Annotated in this window: 27 protein-coding genes and 3 riboswitches; of the genes, 20 read left to right on the top strand and 7 right to left on the bottom strand. The window is 50.2% G+C overall.

Annotated elements, in window-relative coordinates:
• Positions 1 to 31: 31 nt before the first annotated feature.
• From ADU23_RS29390 to ADU23_RS29370, 5 genes are all read left to right on the top strand, one after another.
• Positions 32 to 790, top strand: a complete 759-nt coding sequence (locus tag ADU23_RS29390; protein WP_053377012.1) for a DeoR/GlpR family DNA-binding transcription regulator — start codon at positions 32 to 34, stop codon at positions 788 to 790.
• A gap of 262 nt (positions 791 to 1,052) precedes the next feature.
• The gene (locus ADU23_RS29385; RefSeq protein WP_053377011.1) at positions 1,053 to 1,775 is read left to right on the top strand and encodes a (Fe-S)-binding protein; all 723 of its coding nucleotides are present in this window, start codon (positions 1,053 to 1,055) and stop codon (positions 1,773 to 1,775) included.
• Between the two features lie 2 nt (positions 1,776 to 1,777).
• Positions 1,778 to 3,307, top strand: coding sequence for a LutB/LldF family L-lactate oxidation iron-sulfur protein (locus ADU23_RS29380; protein ID WP_053377010.1), 1,530 nt, complete (start codon positions 1,778 to 1,780; stop codon positions 3,305 to 3,307).
• The gene (locus ADU23_RS29375; RefSeq protein WP_053377009.1) at positions 3,300 to 4,025 is read left to right on the top strand and encodes a LutC/YkgG family protein; all 726 of its coding nucleotides are present in this window, start codon (positions 3,300 to 3,302) and stop codon (positions 4,023 to 4,025) included. Before ADU23_RS29380 ends, ADU23_RS29375 begins: the two co-directional genes overlap by 8 nt.
• Positions 4,026 to 4,103: 78 nt before the next feature.
• Positions 4,104 to 4,829, top strand: a complete 726-nt coding sequence (locus ADU23_RS29370; protein WP_053377008.1) for a FadR/GntR family transcriptional regulator — start codon at positions 4,104 to 4,106, stop codon at positions 4,827 to 4,829.
• A 147-nt stretch (positions 4,830 to 4,976) separates the two neighbouring features.
• Here the strand turns inward: ADU23_RS29370 and ADU23_RS29365 are convergent, their stop codons facing one another.
• Positions 4,977 to 5,879: a hypothetical protein gene (locus ADU23_RS29365; RefSeq protein WP_063846279.1), complete on the bottom strand. Its 903-nt coding sequence runs from the start codon at positions 5,877 to 5,879 to the stop codon at positions 4,977 to 4,979.
• 300 nt (positions 5,880 to 6,179) lie between these two features.
• On the opposite strand from ADU23_RS29365, the gene ADU23_RS29360 reads away from it, so the two are divergent.
• The 6 genes from ADU23_RS29360 to queF all read left to right on the top strand — a co-directional run bounded on the left by ADU23_RS29360 (position 6,180) and on the right by queF (position 10,570).
• Positions 6,180 to 7,286, top strand: coding sequence for a rhamnogalacturonan acetylesterase (locus ADU23_RS29360; RefSeq protein ID WP_053377006.1), 1,107 nt, complete (start codon positions 6,180 to 6,182; stop codon positions 7,284 to 7,286).
• A gap of 83 nt (positions 7,287 to 7,369) precedes the next feature.
• The gene (locus tag ADU23_RS29355; protein WP_053377005.1) at positions 7,370 to 7,888 is read left to right on the top strand and encodes a hypothetical protein; all 519 of its coding nucleotides are present in this window, start codon (positions 7,370 to 7,372) and stop codon (positions 7,886 to 7,888) included.
• 132 nt (positions 7,889 to 8,020) lie between these two features.
• A riboswitch (PreQ1 riboswitch) is annotated at positions 8,021 to 8,064 on the top strand.
• Positions 8,065 to 8,210: 146 nt separating this feature from the next.
• Positions 8,211 to 8,876 carry a 7-cyano-7-deazaguanine synthase QueC gene (queC, locus tag ADU23_RS29350; protein WP_053377004.1) on the top strand — a complete coding sequence of 222 codons (666 nt, stop codon included), beginning with the start codon at positions 8,211 to 8,213 and terminating at the stop codon, positions 8,874 to 8,876.
• On the top strand, positions 8,876 to 9,328 hold the full coding sequence (queD, locus tag ADU23_RS29345; protein WP_053377891.1) for a 6-carboxytetrahydropterin synthase QueD: 453 nt from the start codon (positions 8,876 to 8,878) through the stop codon (positions 9,326 to 9,328). The genes queC and queD overlap by 1 nt, the downstream gene beginning before the upstream one ends.
• Complete coding sequence (gene queE / locus ADU23_RS29340) at positions 9,315 to 10,046, top strand: 7-carboxy-7-deazaguanine synthase QueE (protein WP_053377003.1); 732 nt, start codon at positions 9,315 to 9,317, stop codon at positions 10,044 to 10,046. The genes queD and queE overlap by 14 nt, the downstream gene beginning before the upstream one ends.
• Positions 10,047 to 10,072: 26 nt before the next feature.
• The gene (queF, locus tag ADU23_RS29335; RefSeq protein WP_053377002.1) at positions 10,073 to 10,570 is read left to right on the top strand and encodes a preQ(1) synthase; all 498 of its coding nucleotides are present in this window, start codon (positions 10,073 to 10,075) and stop codon (positions 10,568 to 10,570) included.
• Between the two features lie 76 nt (positions 10,571 to 10,646).
• On the opposite strand, the gene ADU23_RS29330 is transcribed toward queF, so the two are convergent.
• On the bottom strand, positions 10,647 to 11,003 hold the full coding sequence (locus ADU23_RS29330; protein WP_053377001.1) for a hypothetical protein: 357 nt from the start codon (positions 11,001 to 11,003) through the stop codon (positions 10,647 to 10,649).
• A 451-nt stretch (positions 11,004 to 11,454) separates the two neighbouring features.
• On the opposite strand from ADU23_RS29330, the gene ADU23_RS29325 reads away from it, so the two are divergent.
• Positions 11,455 to 11,649 (top strand): hypothetical protein, encoded by a 195-nt coding sequence (locus ADU23_RS29325; RefSeq protein WP_053377000.1) that lies wholly within the window; start codon positions 11,455 to 11,457, stop codon positions 11,647 to 11,649.
• 64 nt (positions 11,650 to 11,713) lie between these two features.
• On the opposite strand, the gene thiD is transcribed toward ADU23_RS29325, so the two are convergent.
• Genes thiD through ADU23_RS29305 form a run of 4 tightly spaced genes read right to left on the bottom strand, consistent with a single transcriptional unit; the run spans position 11,714 to position 15,113 of the window.
• The gene (gene thiD / locus ADU23_RS29320) at positions 11,714 to 12,523 is read right to left on the bottom strand and encodes a bifunctional hydroxymethylpyrimidine kinase/phosphomethylpyrimidine kinase (RefSeq protein ID WP_053376999.1); all 810 of its coding nucleotides are present in this window, start codon (positions 12,521 to 12,523) and stop codon (positions 11,714 to 11,716) included.
• A gap of 34 nt (positions 12,524 to 12,557) precedes the next feature.
• Positions 12,558 to 13,592 (bottom strand): ABC transporter substrate-binding protein, encoded by a 1,035-nt coding sequence (locus ADU23_RS29315; RefSeq protein WP_231637556.1) that lies wholly within the window; start codon positions 13,590 to 13,592, stop codon positions 12,558 to 12,560.
• Entirely contained in the window at positions 13,589 to 14,365 is a 777-nt protein-coding gene (locus ADU23_RS29310; protein ID WP_053376998.1) for an ABC transporter permease, read from the bottom strand. Before ADU23_RS29310 ends, ADU23_RS29315 begins: the two co-directional genes overlap by 4 nt.
• The gene (locus tag ADU23_RS29305; RefSeq protein ID WP_053376997.1) at positions 14,346 to 15,113 is read right to left on the bottom strand and encodes an ABC transporter ATP-binding protein; all 768 of its coding nucleotides are present in this window, start codon (positions 15,111 to 15,113) and stop codon (positions 14,346 to 14,348) included. Before ADU23_RS29305 ends, ADU23_RS29310 begins: the two co-directional genes overlap by 20 nt.
• Before the next feature lie 88 nt (positions 15,114 to 15,201).
• Positions 15,202 to 15,304, bottom strand: a riboswitch (TPP riboswitch).
• Between the two features lie 88 nt (positions 15,305 to 15,392).
• Between ADU23_RS29305 and ADU23_RS29300 the strand changes: the two genes are divergently transcribed.
• The 6 genes from ADU23_RS29300 (at position 15,393) to ADU23_RS29275 (ending at position 20,292) form a co-directional block, all read left to right on the top strand.
• Complete coding sequence (locus ADU23_RS29300; RefSeq protein WP_053376996.1) at positions 15,393 to 15,950, top strand: DUF1273 domain-containing protein; 558 nt, start codon at positions 15,393 to 15,395, stop codon at positions 15,948 to 15,950.
• A 130-nt stretch (positions 15,951 to 16,080) separates the two neighbouring features.
• Positions 16,081 to 16,686, top strand: coding sequence for a DUF2087 domain-containing protein (locus ADU23_RS29295; protein ID WP_053376995.1), 606 nt, complete (start codon positions 16,081 to 16,083; stop codon positions 16,684 to 16,686).
• A 98-nt stretch (positions 16,687 to 16,784) separates the two neighbouring features.
• The gene (locus ADU23_RS29290) at positions 16,785 to 17,678 is read left to right on the top strand and encodes an aminoglycoside phosphotransferase family protein (protein WP_053376994.1); all 894 of its coding nucleotides are present in this window, start codon (positions 16,785 to 16,787) and stop codon (positions 17,676 to 17,678) included.
• A 79-nt stretch (positions 17,679 to 17,757) separates the two neighbouring features.
• Positions 17,758 to 17,837, top strand: a riboswitch (ZMP/ZTP riboswitch).
• Positions 17,838 to 17,894: 57 nt separating this feature from the next.
• A complete protein-coding gene (locus tag ADU23_RS29285) occupies positions 17,895 to 18,473 on the top strand; it encodes a DJ-1/PfpI family protein (RefSeq protein WP_053376993.1) in 579 nt (192 codons plus the stop codon).
• 21 nt (positions 18,474 to 18,494) lie between these two features.
• Entirely contained in the window at positions 18,495 to 18,968 is a 474-nt protein-coding gene (locus ADU23_RS29280) for a GNAT family N-acetyltransferase (RefSeq protein WP_053376992.1), read from the top strand.
• A 127-nt stretch (positions 18,969 to 19,095) separates the two neighbouring features.
• On the top strand, positions 19,096 to 20,292 hold the full coding sequence (locus tag ADU23_RS29275) for an MFS transporter (RefSeq protein WP_053376991.1): 1,197 nt from the start codon (positions 19,096 to 19,098) through the stop codon (positions 20,290 to 20,292).
• Positions 20,293 to 20,416: 124 nt separating this feature from the next.
• On the opposite strand, the gene ADU23_RS29270 is transcribed toward ADU23_RS29275, so the two are convergent.
• Positions 20,417 to 20,635 carry a hypothetical protein gene (locus ADU23_RS29270; protein WP_053376990.1) on the bottom strand — a complete coding sequence of 73 codons (219 nt, stop codon included), beginning with the start codon at positions 20,633 to 20,635 and terminating at the stop codon, positions 20,417 to 20,419.
• Between the two features lie 149 nt (positions 20,636 to 20,784).
• Between ADU23_RS29270 and ADU23_RS29265 the strand changes: the two genes are divergently transcribed.
• Together ADU23_RS29265 and ADU23_RS29260 are read left to right on the top strand one after the other, a co-directional pair.
• Positions 20,785 to 22,179, top strand: a complete 1,395-nt coding sequence (locus ADU23_RS29265; protein ID WP_053376989.1) for a stalk domain-containing protein — start codon at positions 20,785 to 20,787, stop codon at positions 22,177 to 22,179.
• Between the two features lie 214 nt (positions 22,180 to 22,393).
• The gene (locus ADU23_RS29260) at positions 22,394 to 22,876 is read left to right on the top strand and encodes an NUDIX hydrolase (RefSeq protein WP_053376988.1); all 483 of its coding nucleotides are present in this window, start codon (positions 22,394 to 22,396) and stop codon (positions 22,874 to 22,876) included.
• Positions 22,877 to 22,933: the final 57 nt, after the last annotated feature.

Here is a 22,933-nt window from a genome sequence, read left to right as displayed (position 1 = left end):
AATACAAATATAAGTTAGAAAGAGGTACGCTATGCTGGTCCAGGAACGATACGACAAAATTGTGCAGCTTGTAAATGAGAGAGGCAGCATCCGTGTAACGGAGCTAAGCGAGCTATGTCAAGTAACCGAGGAAACGATTCGGCGCGACCTTGACCGCTTGGAGCAAGCCGGACGTTTGCGCCGCTCCCACGGCGGCGCGGTTAGCGTAAAGGATCAGCAGCCGGAGATTCCGTATTTTGAGCGGGAAATTACGCGCGCGGAGGAGAAGAAGCGGATCGCTGAGGAAGCGATTAAGCTGATCCAGCCTAAGGACCGTATTTTGCTCGACGCGAGCTCCACCGCTTGGTATATGGCGGCTAGCATGCCGGACATACCGCTGACGGTGCTTACCAATTCCATCAAAGTAGCGATGGAGCTGAGCAGCAAGGAGAAGATCGAAGTGATTTCGACGGGCGGCATATTGGCATCGCGTTCCTTGTCTTATGTCGGGCCGCTCGCAGAGCGCTCACTTGATGCGTATCATGTGGATAAAGCATTTTTCTCATGCAAGGGCGTTCACTTGGAGCGAGGCGTAAGCGAGTCAAATGAGCTCCAAGCGCGCATCAAGCAGAAAATGGTCGGCATGGCCGACCAGGTGATTCTGCTGGCTGACTCCAGCAAATTCGGCGTTCAAGCCTTCACGCATGTCGCTGATTTGAGCGATGTCGATACGATCATAACCGACAGGCATTTGTCGCCTGGGCTGTTGTCACAGCTCAAGGAGAAACAAATCTCCGTCACAACGGTTTAACCGAACACGGCGCTGGCTTCAGTAGAAGCGCAGCGCTGTTTTTGTAAAAGTGCGGATGGTCTATGGCGCTGGAAAGCAAGCTGCTGACGCGGGATAGGGAGCTTTAAGCGCCAATAGGTGCTTAAAGAGCTTCGAACGAACAACAGCCGAATCACGTTTCCAAATCCGATCGGACATTTTCTTTATCAACAATCTCTTTTTTAACCAAACTTGTCTGACAACCTGATAAAATAACATCAATCATGACAAAAGGGGTGCGGGTATGAAGGTTTCCTTATTTATTACTTGCTTAAGCGATGCGCTATATCCAAGGGTCGGCGAAGCGATGGTGCGCTTGCTGGCGAAGTACGGCGTCACATTGGCGTTTCCGACGGTACAAACCTGCTGCGGGCAGCCGGCTTTCAACAGCGGCTACTGGAAGGAAGCCAGGGAGTCGGCTAAGACGATCTTGGATGCTTTTGAAGACAGCGATTTCGTTATTTCGCCTTCGGGCTCCTGCACGGGCATGATTCATCATTATCCAAAGCTGTTTGAGGATGATCCGGTTATGTTAAAGCGTGCGAATAAGCTGCAAAGCAAATCGTATGAGTTTACTCAGTTTTTGGTGCAGGTGCTCGGCGTTACGGATATCGGTGCCGCATTCCCACATAAGGTGACGTACCATCCTTCCTGCCATGGCAGCCGGATTCTCGGCGTCAAGGACGAGCCGCTCGCGCTTATTCAGAACGTGAAGGGGCTTGAGCTTGTGCCGCTTCCATTTGCGGAGGACTGCTGCGGCTTTGGCGGAACGTTTGCGGTCAAAATGGCGGATATTTCAGGGGCAATGGTGACGGAAAAAGTTGATCATGTGCTGGAGACGGAAGCGGAAGTGCTGGTCGGACTCGACATGGCATGTCTTCTAAACATTGCCGGCAACCTGCGCTATCGCAACGAGCCCGTTCGCGTCATGCATTTGGCAGAGCTTCTCTATGAAGGGGTGAAATAAGGATGGCTGGAGCAAAAACGGAAGCTACCGTAAAAGCTAGGGCAGATCTTGCGCTCAATGATGAATTTCTGCGCAAAGCGGTAAGGTTTACGACGGAGCGTCTTCGCAACGGAAAAAAGAAAGCGACAGACGAGCATGGCAATTGGGAGGAATGGCGGGAGCGCGGCAAGCAAATTCGGCTGCATACGATCGCTCATCTCGATTACTATTTAAATCTGTTTGTAAATAACGCCCGTGCGAACGGCGTCCATGTGCATTTTGCAAGCAATACGGAGGAAGCTGTGAAGCTAACGCTTGATATCGCTGAGCATGCGAATGCCAAGTCAGTCGTCAAATCCAAGTCGATGGTGTCGGAGGAGCTGCATCTGAACCACGCGCTTGAATCAATCGGCGTCGAAGCGGTAGAAACCGATTTGGGCGAATACATTATCCAGCTAGCAGGCGAGATGCCTTCACATATCGTTATTCCGGCGATTCACAAAAATCGCTATCAAATTGCCGACCTCCTCTCCAAGGAGGCGGGCTACACGCTGCCGCCGGATACGACGGCGCTTGCAGGCTTTGTTCGCAAAAAGCTGCGCGAAAAGTTTTTGGATGCGGAAATCGGCATGACCGGCTGCAATTTTGCGATTGCGGAGACGGGCTCGATGGTGCTTTTTGAAAACGAAGGCAACGCCCGTATGGTTAGCACGGTTCCCAAAACACAAATTACGCTTATGGGCATGGAACGCATTATTCCGTCATGGGCTGACCTTGAGGTCATGGCGACGCTGCTGCCGCGCTCGGCAACGGGACAAAAGCTTACGATGTATATGTCCGGCATTACGGGTCCGCGCCGCTCGGAGGATGCGGATGGTCCGGATGAAATGCATATCATTATTATCGATAACGGCCGTTCGCTGCAGCTGGGCGATCCTGAGTTTCAAGAGCTGCTGAACTGCATTCGCTGCGGCGCCTGCTTAAATGCTTGTCCCGTCTATCGCCACATTGGCGGCCACGCCTACGGCAGTACCTACAGCGGTCCGATTGGAGCCGTACTGACCCCATCCTTGAACAAAAATATCGCGGAGTGGGACGATATCGCCAACGCCTCCAGCTTATGCGGTGCTTGTTATGAAGCGTGTCCGGTCAAAATCCCGCTGCACGACATGCTCGTTTATTTGCGCAGACGCAAGGTGGAGAGCGGCAACGGCAGCAAAATGGAGTCCATCGGCATGCAAGGTTTCGCTACCGTCATGGGGAATTCCTCGCGCCTCGGCGGCGTGCTGCGGCTGGGCAAGCTGGGGCAAAAGCTCGTTGTCCGCAGCGGCGTCATCAAGACGAAGCTTGGTCCGCTTAAAGGCTGGAACACGTACCGCGTCACGCCAAGCTTGCCGAAGGAGTCGTTCCGCGATCGCTGGGATACGCTTGATCAAGAGCTGAAGCAGGTACTCAAACAAATGGAGCCGTCGATGCAAAATCGGATGGAGGAGCTTGTGCGCCAACGCGAGCTGGATGAGAAAAACGGCAAAGGAGGACACGGTCATGGCTGATTCGCATAAACAGTGGTTAGAGAAGCTAGAGGCGGAGTCACGCGTGAAGCAGGAGCATTTTATGAACGATATCGCCGCTAAGCTGAGGCATCCTAGAATGGTGAATAAGCCGCAGCATCCGTTCCGCGGCGCGCCTGACTTTTGGAATGCCTTCGAATGGTCGGAAGAGGAGCGAATCCAGCAGTTTACCGATAATTTTTTATCCGTAGGCGGTCATGTGGCGCGTCTTCAGACGATGGAGGAAGCAAAAGCTTTTATCGTGCAAAAGGCTGGGGAAATGAGCGCGAAATACGTTGTTCGCCAAAATCAGCCGGAGCTGGATGCGCTTGATCTTGAAGGCTCTCTCACAGACTCAAAAGTGTCCACATGGAATACGGATGCGGAGCAATACTGGCGTGCGCGTGCGGCAGAAGCGGATTTTGGCATCGTCATTGCGGATCATGCTGTCGCCTATACAGGCTCGGTAACCGTATTGTCGGCGCCGAACAAAGGCCGTTCGGTCAGCCTGCTGCCGACCGTCCTCATTATAATCATTCCGATAGAGCGGTTGAAAACGAGACTAGGCGAGGTGCTCGTAAAGTTTGATGAAGCGGGTCAAGGGCAGCTGCCGGCGGGGATTCATTTTATTTCCGGCCCAAGCCGCTCCTCCGATATTGAAAATGATCTGACCATCGGGGTTCATGGCCCAGGAATTGTATACGCGCTGCTGGTCGGATAGGATTAAATTCGTTACTGATAGCGAAGGGCACGATTGCAAGGCGGCGCGTGCCGTATACTGCATAGGAGGTTAGTGTCCATGCCGTCTTTAGAGGTAGAGAAGCTTTCAAAGCGCAACCACTACGAGGCAATTACCGAGCAAGTGAAGCAACTGATCGTGGAGGGCAAGCTCAAAGTCGGAGATAAGCTGCCTTCTACGAAACAAATGTCCGAGCAATTTGGCGTTGGCCGTTCGACCACCCGCGAGGCTTTGAGCGCGCTTAAAGCGATGGGCTTAATCGACATTCGGCAGGGCGGGGGCTGCCGCGTTATTCGCAACGCGCCAATGGATATGGAGCTTCCTGAGCTTACGTCGCTTCGCTTGAACCGCGAAACGGTGCTTGAGCTATTAGAGGCTCGCGAAGCGCTGGAGGTATCGGGCGCGGCAATAGCCGCTGCGAAGCGGACGGATGAGGATGTAAAGCTGCTGCGTGATTTGATTGACGAGATGGAGCGGACAGTTGGCGATGAGACCGAAGGCGAGCGGCTAGACCTGAAGTTTCATCTTACGCTCGCAAAGGCGACACATAACTCCATCATGGTGCGCTTGTTTGAGTCGATTATGAATTACATTGAAACGGCCATCCACGATATTCGGCGAGTCGAGCTGTATGCCAGCACAGCTGTTGCGGAGCGGCTTTATAAGGAGCATCTAGCTATCTTCGAGGCGATTGAGCAGCAAAATTCCGAGCAAGCAGCCGAACGAATGAAGCAGCATTTGCAGCATATTGAGAGCATCGTGCTAAAGCATTTGGGCGAAGGCTAAATGGGCGGGATGCAGCTACCCATTTATAGTCCCCCCTTTTTTGCTGCGCAGGATAAATCCCAAAGCGGCTGCCTCACAAAATAAAAAGCCCGTATGCCGCCGACATCATCCTGATGGCGGAGGCATACGGGCTTTCATCGACTAGTTCTATTTCACTGTACGCAAATATTTTTTGATAAATTCTCGCGCTTTCTCCGGGTTTTTGCTGTCGAGGCGTATCCCGATGATCATGTTCTCCTTGTAAAGAGGAAGCTGATCGACAAGGGCGCTTTTGCTTATATCGATGCCGTACACATGCTCCTCGGTATCGTCTTCGGTCTTCGCCTTCAACGTCAAACCATCTTTCAGCAATGGTTTGAGCTCGCCGTTAACGTCGTTATCGAGGTTCATTAGTACGCCCTGATTGCCGATCCACTCAAAAATATTCCGATCCATGATGTAAACATCCGGATGCTCTGTCGCCAAAATCAGCACTGCTTTCTGCATATAAGCCATTTGCGATTGTTCGTCGGCAGGTACGAAGGTTAACATGGAAACGAATCTTTTCCATTCGGGAAACGCTGTCAAAAGTGCGCTTTCAATCGGCTCTTCCTTAGGAGCGTCATCCTTCAGCATGTAATTGCCCATAAAAGATACGTTTAAATCGACAGGCGGCAGACTAGCAAGCCGTTCCTGCTCCTCACGGTAGTTCATGAAGCTGATTACCCCATAGATAATAAGTGCTACTGCTGCAATTGCGCCAAGCGTATGGAACTTGTAATAGCGCCAGAAATGGTCCATTTTCTGAGCTTGTCCAGCCATCTTCTTGTACTTGCCGTATTCCTGCTCGTTGAAGGCATCGGTCAGCTTGCGATCCTCATACTCTAAAATCAGCCGATACGCCTGTGTAATCTTCGCAAAAGAATCCTCCGCGTCACCCGCGTCGTCCTTCTGCTTCTGCGTTCGGGAGCGTGCTTGACGCATAAGCGTCGTATAGCGTTTCTCCACTTCCTCTTTTGCCGCTAGCTCTGGCAGCCCCATCGTTTCATAGGCTTGTTTCAACTCTTCCACTTGCGTCACCTCAATTAGTAAGTAGCTCCTGCATGATTCCTATCTATTAGTATACGGAATTCCACCGGTAACGCAAACTTTGACAGCGTTAAACGGGCATTTGTCATTTCCTGCCGCACGCTGCCATTTCCAGCGATCGTTATGCGGCGTATGCTCAGCTCGATCCTTAAATAACAAATAAACGGTACACATGTGCAGGGGGTCTGATTTTTGAACAAAATAGACGAATTATTGGCTTCCTATCCACACGTCATTTGTTATTCTACTAATAGGACAATCAACGGATAGGATGGTGCTGGCATGACTACATCGTTTCGCTTTGATTTTGGGATTGGCAACGCGCCTGCTTCCCCTTATATACAAGTGCTTCCGGATACCGTTTATAGCGAGGCGGCAGGCTACGGCTTCGAGTCTAACGAGCGTGTCAGCTCGCGGAATCGCGATGACCAGGATCGCCTGCGCGGCGCCTTCTGCATACCGCTAGATGCTGTGTTTGCCGTCGATCTGCCTAACGGCTGCTATACGGTAACCGCAACGATCGGCGATGCAATTGCCCCGACCTCAACGACCTTAAAATATGGCGTGGGGCGCATCGTACTCCACAAGGCAGTTACATCGGCGGGGCAGTATGCGGTGCACAGCTTTACGGTCAAGGTGGTTGATGGGCGTTTGCGCCTTGCTTTCTCTGGCATTGCACCGCGCATTAATGCGCTGCGGATTGAAGAGGCGAAGCAAGCGACCACCATTTATTTGGCTGGCGACTCGACCGTGACCGATCAAGATACGTTTCCGTATGCGGGCTGGGGACAAATGCTTCCGTTATTTTTTAAGACGGATGTGGCGATTGACAACCATGCGATGTCGGGCAGAAGCTCTAGAAGCTTCATTGATGAGGGGCGCCTTGCAGCGATATTGGAGCAAATTAAGCCTAACGACTACTTGTGGATACAGTTCGGACATAACGACGAGAAGCCGGACGCCGAACGGGCAACGGAGCCTTTTGGCAGCTTTAAGGAGATGCTCACGATCTATGTGGAGGGGGCTCTTGCACGCGGCGCAAGGCCGGTACTGATTACGCCGATGCATCGCCGCAAGTTTGACGAGCAGGGGCGGATCATCGACACGCATGGCGATTATTTGCTTGGCATGAAGCAGCTTGCGTCGGAGCTTGACGTTCCGCTTATTGATTTGGCTGCAAAAAGCAAAGTCTTGTATGAGCAGCTGGGCGACGAGCCCTCGAAGGCGCTGTTCATGTGGGCATATCCAGGCGAATTCATTCATTTTCCGGATGGCGCACAGGACGATACGCACTTTCAAGAGCTTGGCGGTATCCAAATTGCAGGGTTGGTTGCCGAAGGGGTACGCGAGCTTGGTCTGTCGCCGCTATTCTTATATTTGAAGGGATAATTACAAAAGAAAACTCGATTCTACGTTCCTTATCGACTACAATAGCTTAGTACCTACTGCTGTAAAAAAGAGAGGAATCCATGATGTTTGATCCAACTGTATTTGAAAACTTGAAAGTCGCTTTTGAGAACCAAATTTATGACCTAGACACGCTGGATCGAAAGGTTGATATCATCAATCGGATAGACCGGTTGGAATTAGCCGTTATGTCTCGCGAGTTTGCGCTTCAATTCACGCTGGCTGGCCGCGCGGAGGTGTCAGCGGAAATACAGCTCACTGCATCGCTGAAGGATTTGGCGGCTGAGCTCTTAGAGCAAAAGGGCGAGACGCCCGCTTGTACGCTGAGGCTTCGCTTCTACATGCAGTTGAGTGATGTAAACGAGCAGTGCAGGCAGATCGAGGACATCCTGCAGCGTATTTGGGAGCCGGAAATGGCGCCGACGCAAACGATAAGCTATTTATTCGGCGATGAAGCGCCGAGCTATTCGAATGTGATCGAGCTAAGTTTTAACCGTAAAATAAGCGAGGAGCAAATGGAAGACATTCCTGAGCTGTCCCAGCATGTTCTTCAGACGCTTGCGAAGCTGGTGGAGATCGTATAATAAGCAGAAGGGAATGGAAGCTGGTTAGTAAAATACTGTCTGTTTCTATTTGCCCAAAGCTATGCTATAGTACTTGAGGATATGCAACTAAAGAAGAAATTCCGGTGCCTCGTCAATCGACTTAACGGGCGGCCGGGAGAGGTTCGCGAACTCCCTCTATAAAAAACTATGCGAAACGATTGTCCCGTCAGGTGACATCGTCGTTTTTGCGTTCGGCGCGAACCGGTTTTTTACCGTTTCGCGCCGTTTCTTTGGTTTTTTAGCTACTTATGAAGGATGTCAGGCGATCTCTATCTTCTCAAACCAGAGAGGGAGATGCAGCATGAAAAAGGAAAAGGCGGTCGTCGTATTCAGCGGCGGCCAGGACAGCACGACTTGCTTGTTTTGGGCAATGGAGCGCTTCTCGGAGGTTGAGGCCGTTACGTTCAATTATGGACAGCGGCATAAGTTAGAGCTCGAATGCGCGGCGGATATTGCCAAGGAGCTGAATATTAAGCATCATATTCTCGATATGTCGCTGCTTAATCAATTGGCGCCTAACGCGCTCACTAGAGATGACATTGCGATTGAGCAAAAGGAAGGGGAGCTCCCTACCACCTTTGTTGATGGCCGCAATCTCTTATTTCTAACCTTCGCAGCCGTGCTGGCTAAGCAGCAAGGCGCGAAGCATATCGTGACAGGCGTATGCGAAACGGATTTTAGCGGATATCCGGATTGCCGTGATATTTTCGTGAAATCGCTCAATGTCACGCTGAATTTGTCTATGGATTATCCGTTTGTCATCGATACGCCGCTCATGTGGCTAAACAAAGCCGAGACATGGGAGCTTGCCGAGACGCTCGGCGCGTTTGAATTTGTACGGGAGCGGACGTTAACCTGCTATAACGGCATTATTGCTGACGGCTGCGGCGATTGCCCGGCATGCCAGCTGCGTAAAAACGGATTGGACGAATATTTGGCCAAACGAATGGATGGAGTGAAGCAATGATGCTGCAGCAGGTGTATCCAGCAGCCGCTCACCCTTACTCTTATGAGCTGAACAAGGATTTTCAGTTCGCAGCGGCACATTATGTGCCTGCCGAGGAAGCAGGCAAATGCCGTCAGCTTCATGGGCATACGTATTATGCCAATGTGACGGTAGCGGGCGACGAGCTTGATGCGGCTGGTTTCCTAGTCAATTTTGCTATTATCAAGCAGCTGATTCATGACCGGTTTGACCATACGCTGCTTAATGACGACAAGGAGAGCTTCAGCGACACGCAGCCGGAGCGATTTCCGACGACGGAAGTGGTAGCACGCACGATTTACGAGATCGTTCAGCGTTATTTGGACAGTACGGTGAATCGCCCGCAGTGCGTTCAGGTTTATTTAAGAGAAACGCCGACAAGCTACTGTATCTACCGCCCTAAGAGAAAGGCGGGTTCGGATGCAGGCGATTAAACGGATTCCCGTTCTGGAAGTATTCGGTCCCACCGTGCAAGGCGAAGGGATGGTCATTGGCCGAAAAACGATGTTTGTTCGTACCGCAGGCTGCGATTACAGCTGCTCATGGTGCGATTCGGCATTTACTTGGGATGGAAGCGCGAAAGCAGATATTCGCATGTTAACGGCGAATGAAATCATAGAGGAACTAATGGCAATCGGCGGAAAAACGTTCGAGCATGTGACGATTTCCGGCGGCAATCCCGCGCTGCTCCCGCAGCTTAGCGTATTTATTGAAGAGCTGCACGCGCGGGGGATAAGCGTAGCGCTAGAGACGCAAGGCAGCCGCTGGCAGGACTGGTTTTGGTCGATTGACGAGCTGACCTTGTCGCCGAAGCCGCCAAGCTCCGGCATGAAGACGGATTGGCAAATTCTCGACGAGATTGTATCCAAGCTAAACGAAAAGGAAGCAAGCTTTTGCTTAAAAACGGTCGTCTTTGATGACGAGGATCTCGAATACGCAACTTTTGTTCATATGCGCTATCCGAATGTTCCCTTTTACCTGCAAGCTGGAAACAGTCAATTGCAGGAAACGGAGCCGCACAGGATGCTGCCTTATTTGGTAGAGCGTTACGAATGGCTGATCAACAGAGTAATGCCGAATGATGAATTGAAGCGGGTTCATGTGCTCCCGCAGCTTCATACCTGGGTATGGGGCAATAAAAAAGGCGTTTAATAGGAAAAGGAAGGGTGGAGACGAGCATGGAAGGAAGAAGCAAGGAAGAGCTTAATGGCGTAACGCTGCTCGGCAATCAAGGCACACAATATTTGTTTAACTACTCGCCGGAAATTTTGGAGACATTCGATAATAAGCATCCAAACCGCGACTATTTCGTTAAGTTTAACTGCCCGGAGTTTACGAGCCTTTGTCCGATGACGGGGCAGCCGGACTTTGCAACGATTTATATTTCATATATTCCCGGTCAAAAAATGGTAGAGAGCAAATCGCTCAAGCTGTATTTGTTCAGCTTCCGCAACCATGGGGATTTTCACGAGGATTGCATGAACATCATCATGAATGATTTGATCGCGCTCATGGAGCCGAGATATATCGAGGTTTGGGGCAAGTTTACGCCTCGCGGAGGCATTTCTATCGATCCTTATTGCAACTGGGGCCAGCCAGGCACCAAATATGAGCAAATGGCGGAGCATCGCCTCATGAACCATGATCTTTATCCGGAGAAAGTGGATAACCGTTAACTTAACGCATAGGAAAGGGACACCTGTCGCAGGTGTCCCCAGACTATCGGCTAAGCCCCTCATTTGGGGCTTTTTTTTAGTTATGGAAGCTTACCGAAGGTCCCATCCAGCTGTCAGGATTGCTGGCCACGAATTTATAAGTGCCGGCCGGCTGATTGCCAAGATTTAATGTGCCTTGATGCATATCATGGCCAGGCCTGCCGCCTTCTTCCGAATAAGAGGTAATGAAAACATCGCCTGATGAAGTAACGCGATAAATCGTGATGTTCAAATATCCGCTTACATGGGAATCGTACGCAGAATAATAGACGTACAGGTTGCCTCCGCCATGCGAATAAGTCCCCGTTTCAACCCGGTTTGCCGCGGAAGCGGACGAAGCAAATGCAAGCAACATGACGAGTACGATGAAGCTTAAGCCCATTTTTTTCATCATTGTATTCCTCCTCTTCAAATGGTGATCGCCAATCAACGGAATGTACACATGCTCCTCCAAGCGCGGGCTCTTGGAAGCCAATCGTGTGCAGGATCGAAGCTGAGAATCACCTCCTTTAAATAAAGGAATAAAAGATGTGTTATTTCGGGCTGAATGGATGGAGGAGCTCTAGGGAGCAGCCAATCAATAGAGTGCAGCAGAGGATTTGCTGGATTATCGTAAAAGTTAATAGATGATATAGGCGGGAATAATTCCCATTGTACTAGTAAGTTAACCCATTGGCAAACAAAAATGTAAACATATGCATGTTAAGTATTCGATTATGTATGGGGTTAACCCGCCTAAAGTCTAGGCTTCTATCCTTCCTTAAGTCCATAGCTTTTTATTTTCATTGCTCTATACTTAGGAATAGAACGGCTAATGAAATAGCGAGGAAATGAGTGGAACGTCTATGATAAGAAATGTGATATGCATGTCTGTGCTGCTTTGTACGATAGCGGCGGCGCTTACGAGCTTTGATATGGCGCCGGAAAGAGTGAATGCTGCGGCAGCGGAGCAATCGAAGTATGATGTAAAGCCTCTTACGGCAGTAGCGGTTATGCAGCTTGAAGTTGAATCGGCGGCAAATTTTAATCTTCGAATATGAAACAATAGCTCAAAGAAAACGCCGCTTCCATCCCGGAAGCGGCGTTTTCTTTGGACGAAATAGGCTACTCGCCCCGAAGCCTGCGCCGGTAAGCAAAATGATTCGTAGGCCCGTGGCCATCGCCAAACCCCAGCTGGTCTTCGATGGCAGCTTGAATGAAGGCTTTGGCTGTACGAATCGCCTCGGGAACGGTTTTTCCTTGCGCGATTTCCGCCGTTAATGCGGCTGAGAAGGTGCAACCGGTCCCATGCGTATGACGGGTTTCGATTCGCCGGCTTTCCAAGTAATCGAATCGCTCTCCATCATAAATAAGGTCGACTAGCCGTGCGCTGCCCGAATCATGCCCGCCCTTGATGACGACATAACGGGAGCCTTGCTGGAACAAGATTTTTGCTGCTTCCTCCCGTTCGCTCAGCGTGCGGATAGCCATCCGTGCGAGCAGCTCGGCTTCGGGAATGTTTGGCGTCGTTACGAGCGCGAGCGGCACCAAATGTTTAACGAGCGCTTGAATGGCTTCCTGCTGAAGCAGGGAAGAGCCGCCTTTGGCTACCATGACAGGATCAATGATCAAGTTCTGCCATTGATACTGCTTTATTTTGGCAGCTACAATTTCAATAATTTCGCTGCTGAATAGCATGCCTGTCTTAAGCGCGGAAGGCGTTAAATCCTCGCCGATCGAATCCAGCTGCCTTCTGACGGCAGCGGCTTCTACCGGATATACGCCTTGGACGCCAAGCGTATTTTGCGCCGTTACTGCGGTTAGGACTGACATGCCGTAGGCGCCAAGCTCTTGAAAGGTTTTGAGATCGGCTTGAATGCCTGCGCCGCCCCCGCTGTCTGAGCCTGCAATCGTTAACGCTTTATAGATGTTCATCGACTCGTTCCCCCGATCGTATCAATTCGCTGTCTTACAAATTGGAGAAAGCATCCTCAGCCTTTATGTCTGGCGGCAGCAGATCATTGTTAAGCAGCCATTCTCTTACATGGGACCAGGAAGCCGGGTCCTGATAGCCGAAGGCTTGCTCTCCCGCATCCATAAGCGGCAGCAGGATGTCCAAGCTTTTTGTCTCGATCTCCTTGTCGAGCGGCGACGTTTGATCCTCGTGCTCGAACAGGATCGACAGCGCTTGCTCGGCATTGGCGGAAACGTATTGCTGGCCTTCTGCCATGGCTGTAATGAATTTATGAAAAAGCGCCTTTTTCTTGCTTAGACCATCGTCGCTGGCAACAAGCACCAGCTCGTAATAGTCGGGCACGCCATAATCGGCTGGGTTAATCGCGGTCATGGGATAACCTTCCTTGGCAAGCAGCAATTGCTCATGATTAATGAAACCGCCGATGATGGCATCTACTTTGCTCGTCGAGATCGCCGGAATAAAGCTGAAGCCTACGTCGATCATTTGTACAGCTTGCGGATCTCCGCCGTCCTCCTTAATCATCGTGCGCATCATCGCCTCGTAGAGGGGGATAGAGGAGTAGCCGACTTTTTTGCCGACCAGATCCTTAGGCGACTTTACGCTTCCGCCTTCAGGCACCATCAGATGATTGAGCGGATGCCTGACGATTGCCGCAATGGACTTGACAGGAATTTTCTCGCCGCGAGCCATCAGAACTTGTGGCTGGTAGCTGAGTGCCAAATCGATTTTGCCTGCGGCTACCAGCTTTAAAGCATCGTTTGTGTCGGCGGGCATCTGAATATCAACCTCTAGTCCTTGCTTCTTGAAATATCCGTTCTTCTGAGCGGCGTATAAGAAGGAATGAACGGCGTTTGGATACCAGTCGAGCATAATCGATATTTTCTCTATCTTCTGATCATCGGCTGAAGCATCGGCCTTGGAGGCTTCGTTATTGTCCGTGGCAGCCCCGCCGCATCCGCTTATTACAAGCAGCATGGCAGCAAGCGTGATCAAACCGCTCCAGTTTTTTTTAGCTTTTGTCATCATTTCTTCGTTCCTCTTCTCTTTAAAATCATTTTCTCAAGCAGCATCGCGCTGGCAAATAAGAGAATGCCAATGAGCGATAGCAGAAATACGGATGCAAACATGGCATCGGTGTTCAAATTGCCGGACATTCGCCGGCTGTAATAGCCAAGCCCTTCGCTGCCGCCTAGCCATTCGCCTATCGTAGCGCCTACGACGGAGTAGACGACGGACAGCTTAAGACCGGAGAAGAAGGAGGGCAGGGCAGCCGGAATTTGTATTTTGCGGAAAATGTCCCATCGGGTCGCTCCCATCGTCAGCAGCAGCTCCCGATACTCCGCATCCCCTTTGCTCAGGCCGTCGTAGGTGCTGACGACGATAGGGAAGAAGGCAGTCAAAAAAACGACGGCGACCTTGCCCCAAATCGTATAGCCGAACCATAAAATGAAGATCGGCGACAGAGCAATTAACGGGATCGTCTGGCTAATGACAATGAAGGGATACAGCGCCTTCTCGAGCGTGCGGAACGCATTCATGGCAGCTGCAAGAGCAACCCCGCCTATGACGGACAAGAGGAAGCCAAGCGCGACCTCGCGCAGCGTGGCAGCAAGATGCTTGCCAAGCAGGAGGCTGCTGTCCTCGACCAATGCCCCGCCGATTGCAGTTGGCGCTGGAAGAATGAAGGCGGGAACGAAGCCAAGGTGCACGATCCATTGCCAAACGATAAGAAGGAGCATTAGCAGCAGAATAAAAAGTCCGTAATTTTGCAGCCATGTGTTAAAACGTAGTTTGCGCATGCAGTCGTCGCTCCAAATCTTGCCGCAGCTTCACAAAAGCAGCTTCATAATTCAGCTCATAGTGTCTGGGGCGCGGCAGCTGAACGGCGATTTCCTGCACGCCCAGCGGGCTGCTTTCGGACATCAAATAAATGCGGTCGCTAAGCAATATAGCCTCCTCCAGATCATGCGTAATAAAAAGGACGGTTTTGCGCAGGTCGCCCCATAGCTCAAGCAGCCATTTGTGCATGCCGCGCTTAGTCATCGCATCCAGCGCGCCGAATGGCTCATCAAGGAGCAGAAGCTCTTGCCCGGTCACGAGCGTCCGCAAAAAAGCGGCGCGCTGCCGCATGCCTCCCGATAGCTCATCCGGATAAGCCTGCTCATATCCAGCAAGCCCGAAGCGGCTGAGCAGCTCCCGTATTTGCGCGGAGCCAGCTGCGCGGTCTCCTCGCGCAAGCTCAAGCGGCAGCAAGCAATTATCGAGCACGGTCCGCCATGGGATGAGCAGATCTTTTTGCGGCATGTAGGCGACCTTGCCTAACCGGTGCGGGGCAAGCTCGCCGCGCAGCCTAATTTCTCCTTCGGCAGGCTGAAGCAGCCCGGCCATAAGCTTGAAGAGCGTGCTCTTGCCTGAGCCGCTTGCCCCGATGATCGATACGAATTCGCCGGCGTGAGCCTCCAATGATAGATTGGAGAATACAGGCTTGCTGTTAGATGGATAGGAGTAGGTCAAATGGTGAAGCGATAATAGCGCGGTAATACGCATCCCCCCGTAAACAAATAAAGACCCACCCATTTCCGGAGGGAAATGAGCGGGTCTAACGAACAAACAAGGCTTGCGCGCATGAATGAATGCTGTTTCTGCTCCACTTCCCTCCGCTGGAATGATCCAGATCAGGTTCAAAGGGTCCGGAGCATGCGCTCCATCTCAGCCGTTAGACTCCCCTAGTGAAATAAAATAGGTCCATATTCAATTTGTATTTTTTCTACTATAGCATACACTGGAGAGATGTAAACCATAATTATCCGAAAAGGCGTTGAATAAATGAAAAATTTACTCGTTACGGGCTATCGCGCGCATGAGCTTAATATTTTTAACCAGAAGCATGAAGGCATCGTTTATATTAAAAAAGCATTGACAGGCAAGCTGTTTCCGCTCATCGAGGATGGGCTTGAATGGGTCATCACACCCGGACAATACGGCGTTGACCTCTGGGCATGCGAGGTCGTCATCGCGCTTAAGGAAATTTATCCGCATCTGAGACTCTCGATTATTGCGGCGTATGCAAATCCGGAAGAAAAGTGGAAGGACGATAAAAAGGAATTTTACCAGCAGGTGCTGAAAGGGGTCGATTATTACGCTTCCGTCAGCAATCAGCCGTATAACGGGATATGGCAGTTTAATGCGCGGGACGAGCTGCTCTTCCGCAAGACGGACGGCATTCTGCTCGTTTACGACGAGGATGCGGGCGAGGGCAGCCCAAAGTTTATTAAGGAAAAGGCGCTCAAGAAGCAGCAGGCGGAAGGCTATGAATATATCAGCATCAGCTCGGAAGATATTCAAAGCATCGCGGATGATGACAATTTGTATTCCGAACATTAATGGTTGAAACGGTAGGAGATACATGCGTTCCCAGTGATTTGACAAATCACGGGAACTGCATTATCATCTGATTAGATAGTTATCTAATTAGACGAATGTTAAATATACTATAAAGAGAGGATTTAAAACGATGCAGCTGGATAAAGTTGTCGCGTACCATAAGGCGCTGGCAGATGCGACGAGAATCAAACTATTGATAATGCTCGCTGAGGGCGAGCTGAATGGCCAGGAGCTGGCTGAGAAGCTAGGCGTAACGCCTGCTACGGTCACGCATCATGCGACTAAGCTTCGCGAAGCGAGCTTAATTAATGAGCGAAGAGAAAAAAATACGATTTATTTTTCGTTGAACCATTATTTTATTAAGAGCAACGCGAGTGCCGCGGAGCAGCTCATTTACCGAAACGCGGGAACAGAGAGGGGATTGGAGAGCATGGAGGAGAGCAGCAAGCGATTGCAGGACTCGGTTATCCGAAATTTTTTTACGGCAGAAGGAAAGCTAAAGCATATTCCGGCTCAGCATAAGAAGAAGCTTATCGCGCTGCAGCATATCGTGTCGCAGCTGACAAGGGGACAGAAGTATACGGAGAAGGAGATAAATGTTTTTATTAAAGGCTTCCATGATGATTTTGCTACGATTCGACGGGAATTTATTATGCATCAATACATGTTTAGAGAAAACGACATTTATGAACTGAATCCGCAGGAAATGTGGGCGAAATGGGAGACGTTAACTTAGAGGCGGCGGAAAAAATGATTATACCTATTTTGGGCCTGTAAAGCCCGCAGCTTCCCGGCTAAGATAAACGTATACCATACATTAAGGGAGCTGTTTTATTGTCTGATAGAAGTGAACTTGTTTCACAGTTGCTGTTGACTGCCGAGAAGCTTGGATTAACGGATATTGATCCTGTTATTTTAAGCAAAGGCGGAAATTTGATTATTCATTTGACTCCTCATGAGGTTATTGTCCGGGCAGCTGTTGTTCTATCCGAACAAAATGCAGGGCATGCACATGACATTTTAGAGCGGGAGGTGCGGGTAGCCTTTCATTTGCATAATTATGGCGTGCCCGTGGTGAAGCCCATGCCAGACGCGGGGCCTCACCGCGCCGCGGGCGTGTGGGCGACATTTTGGCGTTACGCGCCGCCTGTGCAGCTCGAGCCCCTTTCACCAAGCGAGGCCGTTGCGCTCGTTAACAAGCTTTCTTTAGCGATGCGCGACTTCGCTGGCCCCATGCCCGTGCTCGGCGTCTGGGAACGGGCTTGTCAGGCGGCTGCAAGGCTAAGCGAACACCCGGATGACCGTATCCAGTCTTTATTGCGGGTTTTTCTGGAGATAGACATTCAAATTCGATCGATTAAACGAGAAGCTTTGATGCCTGCCCATGGAGATGCCCATGCCGGCAATGTGCTTCCAAGCCCGGAAGGCTGGCTTTGGATCGATTTTGAGGATGTATCCTACATGCCTGCTTACTGGGATTTGGCATCGTATATATGCAACCTTGCTTTGTTTGGCGGCTCCGAGGAGCCAACCTATGTTTACTTGATGAGCCAAGCCGAGATGATAAAGGATCCTTCAGCTTTTGCGCTTGCGCTGACGGCGAGGACGTTGCTTGCTACCTTATCCAATCTCGATTTAGCGCTTGTCGGTGACGGGGATTTGCCATTCGCGATCAGGCAGCTGGAGCTTGCGGAAGCTTTTATCAGCAGGATTAACGAGAGGGTTTAACGCTTCCTATTGAATCGAACCTGTATATAGTAAAAAAGCATTGCTATATGTTCTTTTTCCTCATACAATAAAGTAAATATCTGGTATGTGCGACTGGCGTAAACGTGGATAACCACGAGGAAGCACTTATTTATATCGCCGTACGCCTGGGCAAAGTATTTGATCTTTGATCAAGTACTTTTTTTATTTTTATGATGAAAGGTCAGGTGTTTACGCATGAAGATGGCATTCATTCTGTTTGACAGCATGACGACGCTGGATTTTACCGGTTTTTATGAAGCGGTAACGTGGATGGGAATTTTGAAAGCAAAGGAAACGATGTCATGGGACTTTTGTTCGAACAAAAAGGAGATAACGGATGATCGGGGGCTTACGATGAAGATCGACCGGGTTCTGCCTGACCTGTCAGCCTATGATTTAGTATTTATACCGGGCGGGTTATCGACAAGGCAGCTCAGATATGATCCCGATTTTATGTCATGGATTCAAACTGCGCGAGATGTGCCGTACAAGGTATCCGTGTGCACTGGGGCATTGATTTTGGGTGCTGCTGGTTATTTGCACGGCAAAAAAGCGACAACCAATCCATCTGCCTACGACCTGCTTGCCCCTTATTGCGAAGAGGTGATTAAGGAGCGTTATGCGAGAGACGGGAATGTTTTTACAGGCGGAGGGGTATCGGCTTCCATTGATTTAGGTTTATTTGTCGTAGAATCCCTTACGAATGAAGCGGTGGCGCGGCAAATTCAATTGAAGATGGATTATCCTTACTATACTGCTGGTTTGCGAAAATAGAGGTGCGGGAGGATGGTTTAGATGCAGATTCGTTTGTTGGAAAAAAGCGATCAATCGCAAGTTGAGTACATAATGGCGGGGCACCCGCTGCAATTTCCTCCTTTTATTATGGAGAAGTATCCTGAGCGCTGGCAAGCTTTTTTGGCTATCCAAAATGACAAGCAATGCCGTTACTATGTCTATTTAGCGGAGTCAGGCGAGGTAGCGGGCCATGCCGGATATTTGTTGAACGAAGAATTGGCGCTATATGAAATCGAGGGGGTAGCGGTGTCGCCCAAAAACCAGCGGCAAGGGATCGGGAAAGCCTTGATCGATAATATTTGCAAACAGATAAGAAAGTTGGGAAGGACGCAAGTGATTCTCTACACGTTAGGCCATGCGGGCAATGAAGATACGTTGTCCTTCTATCGCGGCATTGGCTTTGAAATGATGAACTGGGAGAACGATTATTTTCAAAAGGATTACCACCGGGTCACTTTCGTCAAAGGCTTATAAAACTGATTTTCATCTAACGAAGGAGGCATGCTGGCAATGAAAGGAGGTTGTCAGGCATTGCTGCCAAGTATACAATGTGTAAGGGGAAAAATAAGGACAATAATTGTTCAAGGAGAGTGCAACAGGTTTGTCATCAAGTGCTATCGCTACAACTTCACTTTCATTTCGTTTTCGTTTAATTACTTTGCTGCTGGTCGTCGTAGTTGCGGGCATGAGCCAAGGGCTGCTGCTTCCGCTGCTGTCCATAATGCTGGAGGACTCCGGCGTTTCGGCGGATATGAACGGCATTAACTCAGCGGCTATGTATATCGGAATTTTCTGTACCATGTTTTTCGTAGAGAAGCCGGTCTTGCGTTTTGGTTACAAAAAAGTGATCGTAGCAGGTATTTCGCTAGTTACGCTTGCGAGCCTGCTCTTCCCATTTACCGAGTCGCTTGCCCTATGGTTCGCCTTGCGGCTCCTCGTCGGCGTGGGCGATAGCTCGCTCCATTATGCTACCCAGCTTTGGATTGTAAGCTCAAGCCCTGCCGATCGGCGCGGGAGATACATCTCGTTGTATGGAATGGCATACGGACTTGGCTTTAGTCTAGGGCCGCTCGGCATCAATCTTCTTCCGCTTGGCAGGGCGGTACCGTTTATTGTTTCTAGCCTGTTTTTTGTCACGGTGCTGCTGCTAGTGCTGCGTATGAAAAGCGAGATGCCAGAGCGAGCCCCAAGAGATGCTGCGGCTGAGAATCGGTTCGTTAGAACGTACCGGATGGCGTGGTTCGTGCTTATACCGGGCTTCTTGTACGGCTTGATGGAGGCTTCCATGAACAGCAGCTTCCCGCTGTACGGCTTGCGCATTGAATTAAGCCAGCACTGGATCTCGCTGCTGTTGCTGGCATTCGGGGTAGGGGGGCTGGTTTTGCAGCTGCCGCTTGGTATCTTGAGCGACCGAATCGGACGTAAACCGGTGCTGATTGCCTGCGGAATAGTCGGGTCGCTTGCTTTCTTCGCGATTCCTGCCGCCGGGAACAATGTTTTGCTGCTATTCTTGCTGTTCGCAATTGCTGGAGGCGTGGTGGGATCGTTCTACTCACTCGGACTTGCTTATGCGGCTGATATTTTGCCCCGGGCCATATTGCCGGCAGCAAATGTCATCGCCTCGATCCATTTTAGCATCGGAAGCATTATGGGGCCGACGCTCGGCGGTTACGGCATACGTTATGTATCTCCTTCCATTAACTTTCTGTTCTTGGGCGCAGCGTTTCTCGTTTTCGCCATGCTCGGCTTCGGATTTCGTCCGAAAAGGCAAGCCGGAGACGTAACCGCGTCGGTGTAGAGGTTTGCAGTAACGATTCAGCCAATTTAACGGGAAAAGACGGATTCGAATACGATTCCCGACACGCAAAATGAGCCTTAGAAGCGATTCTAAGGCTCATTTTTATTTTTGGCCGCTTAAGTTGTCACTCATACTTATTTGCACTGGATGATTTGTGCTTCGTCTCTTCCTTATGTTTCTCATCCTGCACCTGAAGCTTCAGATCCTCTACCGGTATGGGATCAACGGTCTGCTCGCTTTTGAACTTATCGAACAAGCTCTCCTTGTCTGTCGGATATTGCTCGGGGTGATCTCGTTTGCCATTCTTCGCTGCACCGTCTGCATCCTTCTCGAATTCATTCATGCGAATCCACCTCATTTCGTCGTTTCTATGTATGTACCCAAACTTTTGGCGGATCAATCGAAATGGTTGTAACTTTTTCCCAAAATTGGCGTCTAACTTTTATCTGGATAACAAATGGAAGGAAGGTGAACGAGATGAGGGGGAATTGGATGAAGCTAGTCATTGTATCGATTATTGTGGCGGCTGCGGTAACTCCGATGTCTGCTTCTGCTAATGCGGCGAAGGCGCCGCTGCTGGATGGCATTGTATCGATAGATGGAAATTATGCGCTGGACAATAAAGGCGTGTTATGGGCTTGGAATGAGGATACGTTCGAGGCCGTGCGGGTGCTGAGTGACGTTAAGAAGATTTCTGAGCGCAATGCGGCAGTAAAAAAGGACGGAAGCGTGTGGACGTGGGGAAGAAAAACAGAAAGCGTAGCTGCACCGGGCGGCGGGTTTGTTTATTTTAATTCCTTCGATCAACCGGCCCCCGTGGAGGGGCTTAGTAACGCAGTCGACATCTCTGGCCAGTATGTGCTTAAAGCGGACGGAACCGTTTGGTCGCTAGGAGGATTATGCGAGTACCAGCTGCCTTCGGACGCCTGTGCCGCAGGAGCAAGCGTGGAGGAGAAGCGCAAGCCAGGCCGGATCGGCAAGCTTACGGATATCGTGGCGATTGAGGGAGGAGGATATTTTCCGATTGCGCTCGCAAAGGACGGTACGATGTGGATTTGGGGAAGAGACAAATATAATGAGCCATTTCTTCCTAGTAAAGTGCTGGATAATACCGAGACTAACCCAACGATTTTCAAAAAAGCGGCATCCATCTCTACAGGTATGGCGATTAGCGCATCATGGGATGTCTATTTAATGAACCGATATGCTATTTATGGGCTATCCATTCCTAATTTCAACCTTGCGAAGCTGGCTCCAAAAGCGGCGGCAGTTGCGGGGGCGATGGATGATTTAGGGGATTTCTCCGCCTTCTCCTACGTTCTCATGAAGGATGGCTCGGTGTCGTATTGGATTTGGCCGAATGTGGATAAGAAGCTTTATCCATTAAAAGGGCTTAGCCAGATAAAGGCGGTTAGCGCTTTGAGCGAAGGTGGAGGCACGGCGCTTCATAAGGATGGCACTGTCTCGTCATGGGCTCGGATGAGCAATTACTACGGAGATGACAAGTTCAAATATAACCGGAAAATCATCCCGAAAAAAGTTGTCAAAGGGATCGGGATTCGTTTGAATGGCAACTATCAGCTCGTAGAAAAGCAGCCTGCGATGGTGAACGGCTCCGTGCTCATCCCGGTTCGGGGATTGTTCGAATCACTTGGCGGCACCGTCAGCTATGCGAATGACATCGTAACCGTCAAATTTGGCGCGCAAACCATCAGGATGGAAGTGTGGAAACAGGAAGCGACTGTAAACGGTACAGAGGTGGAGCTGGCTGAACCCGTGCAGATCATCCGCGGAAGTACGATGGCGCCGCTGCGTTTCGTTGCTGAGTCGATGGGAGCAAGCGTAGTCTGGGATGCAAAGAACAGGGAAGTGCAGCTTGGATTGTAGCAAAGGCATCGACACAAACGAGACTATCGCGGTACAGATTAGCGACGAATCATTTTTGAAGGCAAACTACGAGGGTGAATAGGAAGGGAATCATTTTAGCTGGAAAAATGTTTTTCTTTATCTTGCGGGGCTATTCGTGCTCGTCAAGGTCATCCTCTTTGTGAAAAACAATTGGAAGTGAGACCAAGCGCGAGGCGCTGAGGGGGATATGAATATGGCAATGCCAACACATATTGTGGCAGTAGGCGGCATCGTTGAGGATGAGCATGGAAACATTCTGCTCGTCAAAACGCAGCATGACGGCTGGGTTTTTCCTGGCGGGCAAGTGGAGGTTGGTGAAAATTTGATAGACGCATTAAGCAGAGAGATAAAAGAGGAAAGCGGGATCGACGTCATTGTCACTCAATTGATAGGCGTCTATTCCAATACAGCGACTCATAAATGGCATGACGGAGTAACGGATGTGCCTACCAAAGTAATGCTTGACTATGTCTGCAAGCCTGTAGGCGGCCAATTGTGTACATCGGAAGAAACCTCGGAAAGCTGCTGGGTCGCCAAGAATCAAGTACTAGATCACATTACGGAGCAGGCTATTCGCACCCGTTATCAAGCGTATTTAGACTTTTCTGGAAAAATAGCTTATATGGACTATGTAACGAAACCCGAGTTTGAGGTGAAATTGAACAGGACGATTTAAATAACGATAAAGCAGACAGTTGATTATAAAAGATTTTTACCTTTATCTGGGGAATGG

Origin of the sequence: Paenibacillus sp. FJAT-27812 (assembly GCF_001273905.1) — a bacterium.
GTDB lineage: Bacteria > Bacillota > Bacilli > Paenibacillales > Paenibacillaceae > Pristimantibacillus.
This window is presented reverse-complemented; position numbering and strand designations above follow the sequence as displayed.

Bases quoted from the DNA above. Each gene is read 5' to 3' on its own strand.
- ADU23_RS29390 (WP_053377012.1), top strand. From the start codon at position 32: ATGCTGGTCCAGGAACGATACGACAAAATTGTGCAGCTTGTAAATGAG.
- ADU23_RS29385 (WP_053377011.1), top strand. From the start codon at position 1,053: ATGAAGGTTTCCTTATTTATTACTTGCTTAAGCGATGCGCTATATCCA.
- ADU23_RS29380 (WP_053377010.1), top strand. From the start codon at position 1,778: ATGGCTGGAGCAAAAACGGAAGCTACCGTAAAAGCTAGGGCAGATCTT.
- ADU23_RS29375 (WP_053377009.1), top strand. From the start codon at position 3,300: ATGGCTGATTCGCATAAACAGTGGTTAGAGAAGCTAGAGGCGGAGTCA.
- ADU23_RS29370 (WP_053377008.1), top strand. From the start codon at position 4,104: ATGCCGTCTTTAGAGGTAGAGAAGCTTTCAAAGCGCAACCACTACGAG.
- ADU23_RS29360 (WP_053377006.1), top strand. From the start codon at position 6,180: ATGACTACATCGTTTCGCTTTGATTTTGGGATTGGCAACGCGCCTGCT.
- ADU23_RS29355 (WP_053377005.1), top strand. From the start codon at position 7,370: ATGTTTGATCCAACTGTATTTGAAAACTTGAAAGTCGCTTTTGAGAAC.
- queC (WP_053377004.1), top strand. From the start codon at position 8,211: ATGAAAAAGGAAAAGGCGGTCGTCGTATTCAGCGGCGGCCAGGACAGC.
- queD (WP_053377891.1), top strand. From the start codon at position 8,876: ATGCTGCAGCAGGTGTATCCAGCAGCCGCTCACCCTTACTCTTATGAG.
- queE (WP_053377003.1), top strand. From the start codon at position 9,315: ATGCAGGCGATTAAACGGATTCCCGTTCTGGAAGTATTCGGTCCCACC.
- queF (WP_053377002.1), top strand. From the start codon at position 10,073: ATGGAAGGAAGAAGCAAGGAAGAGCTTAATGGCGTAACGCTGCTCGGC.
- ADU23_RS29330 (WP_053377001.1), bottom strand. From the start codon at position 11,003: ATGATGAAAAAAATGGGCTTAAGCTTCATCGTACTCGTCATGTTGCTT.
- ADU23_RS29325 (WP_053377000.1), top strand. From the start codon at position 11,455: ATGATAAGAAATGTGATATGCATGTCTGTGCTGCTTTGTACGATAGCG.
- thiD (WP_053376999.1), bottom strand. From the start codon at position 12,523: ATGAACATCTATAAAGCGTTAACGATTGCAGGCTCAGACAGCGGGGGC.
- ADU23_RS29315 (WP_231637556.1), bottom strand. From the start codon at position 13,592: ATGATGACAAAAGCTAAAAAAAACTGGAGCGGTTTGATCACGCTTGCT.
- ADU23_RS29310 (WP_053376998.1), bottom strand. From the start codon at position 14,365: ATGCGCAAACTACGTTTTAACACATGGCTGCAAAATTACGGACTTTTT.
- ADU23_RS29305 (WP_053376997.1), bottom strand. From the start codon at position 15,113: ATGCGTATTACCGCGCTATTATCGCTTCACCATTTGACCTACTCCTAT.
- ADU23_RS29300 (WP_053376996.1), top strand. From the start codon at position 15,393: ATGAAAAATTTACTCGTTACGGGCTATCGCGCGCATGAGCTTAATATT.
- ADU23_RS29295 (WP_053376995.1), top strand. From the start codon at position 16,081: ATGCAGCTGGATAAAGTTGTCGCGTACCATAAGGCGCTGGCAGATGCG.
- ADU23_RS29285 (WP_053376993.1), top strand. From the start codon at position 17,895: ATGAAGATGGCATTCATTCTGTTTGACAGCATGACGACGCTGGATTTT.
- ADU23_RS29280 (WP_053376992.1), top strand. From the start codon at position 18,495: ATGCAGATTCGTTTGTTGGAAAAAAGCGATCAATCGCAAGTTGAGTAC.
- ADU23_RS29270 (WP_053376990.1), bottom strand. From the start codon at position 20,635: ATGAATGAATTCGAGAAGGATGCAGACGGTGCAGCGAAGAATGGCAAA.
- ADU23_RS29265 (WP_053376989.1), top strand. From the start codon at position 20,785: ATGAAGCTAGTCATTGTATCGATTATTGTGGCGGCTGCGGTAACTCCG.
- ADU23_RS29260 (WP_053376988.1), top strand. From the start codon at position 22,394: ATGGCAATGCCAACACATATTGTGGCAGTAGGCGGCATCGTTGAGGAT.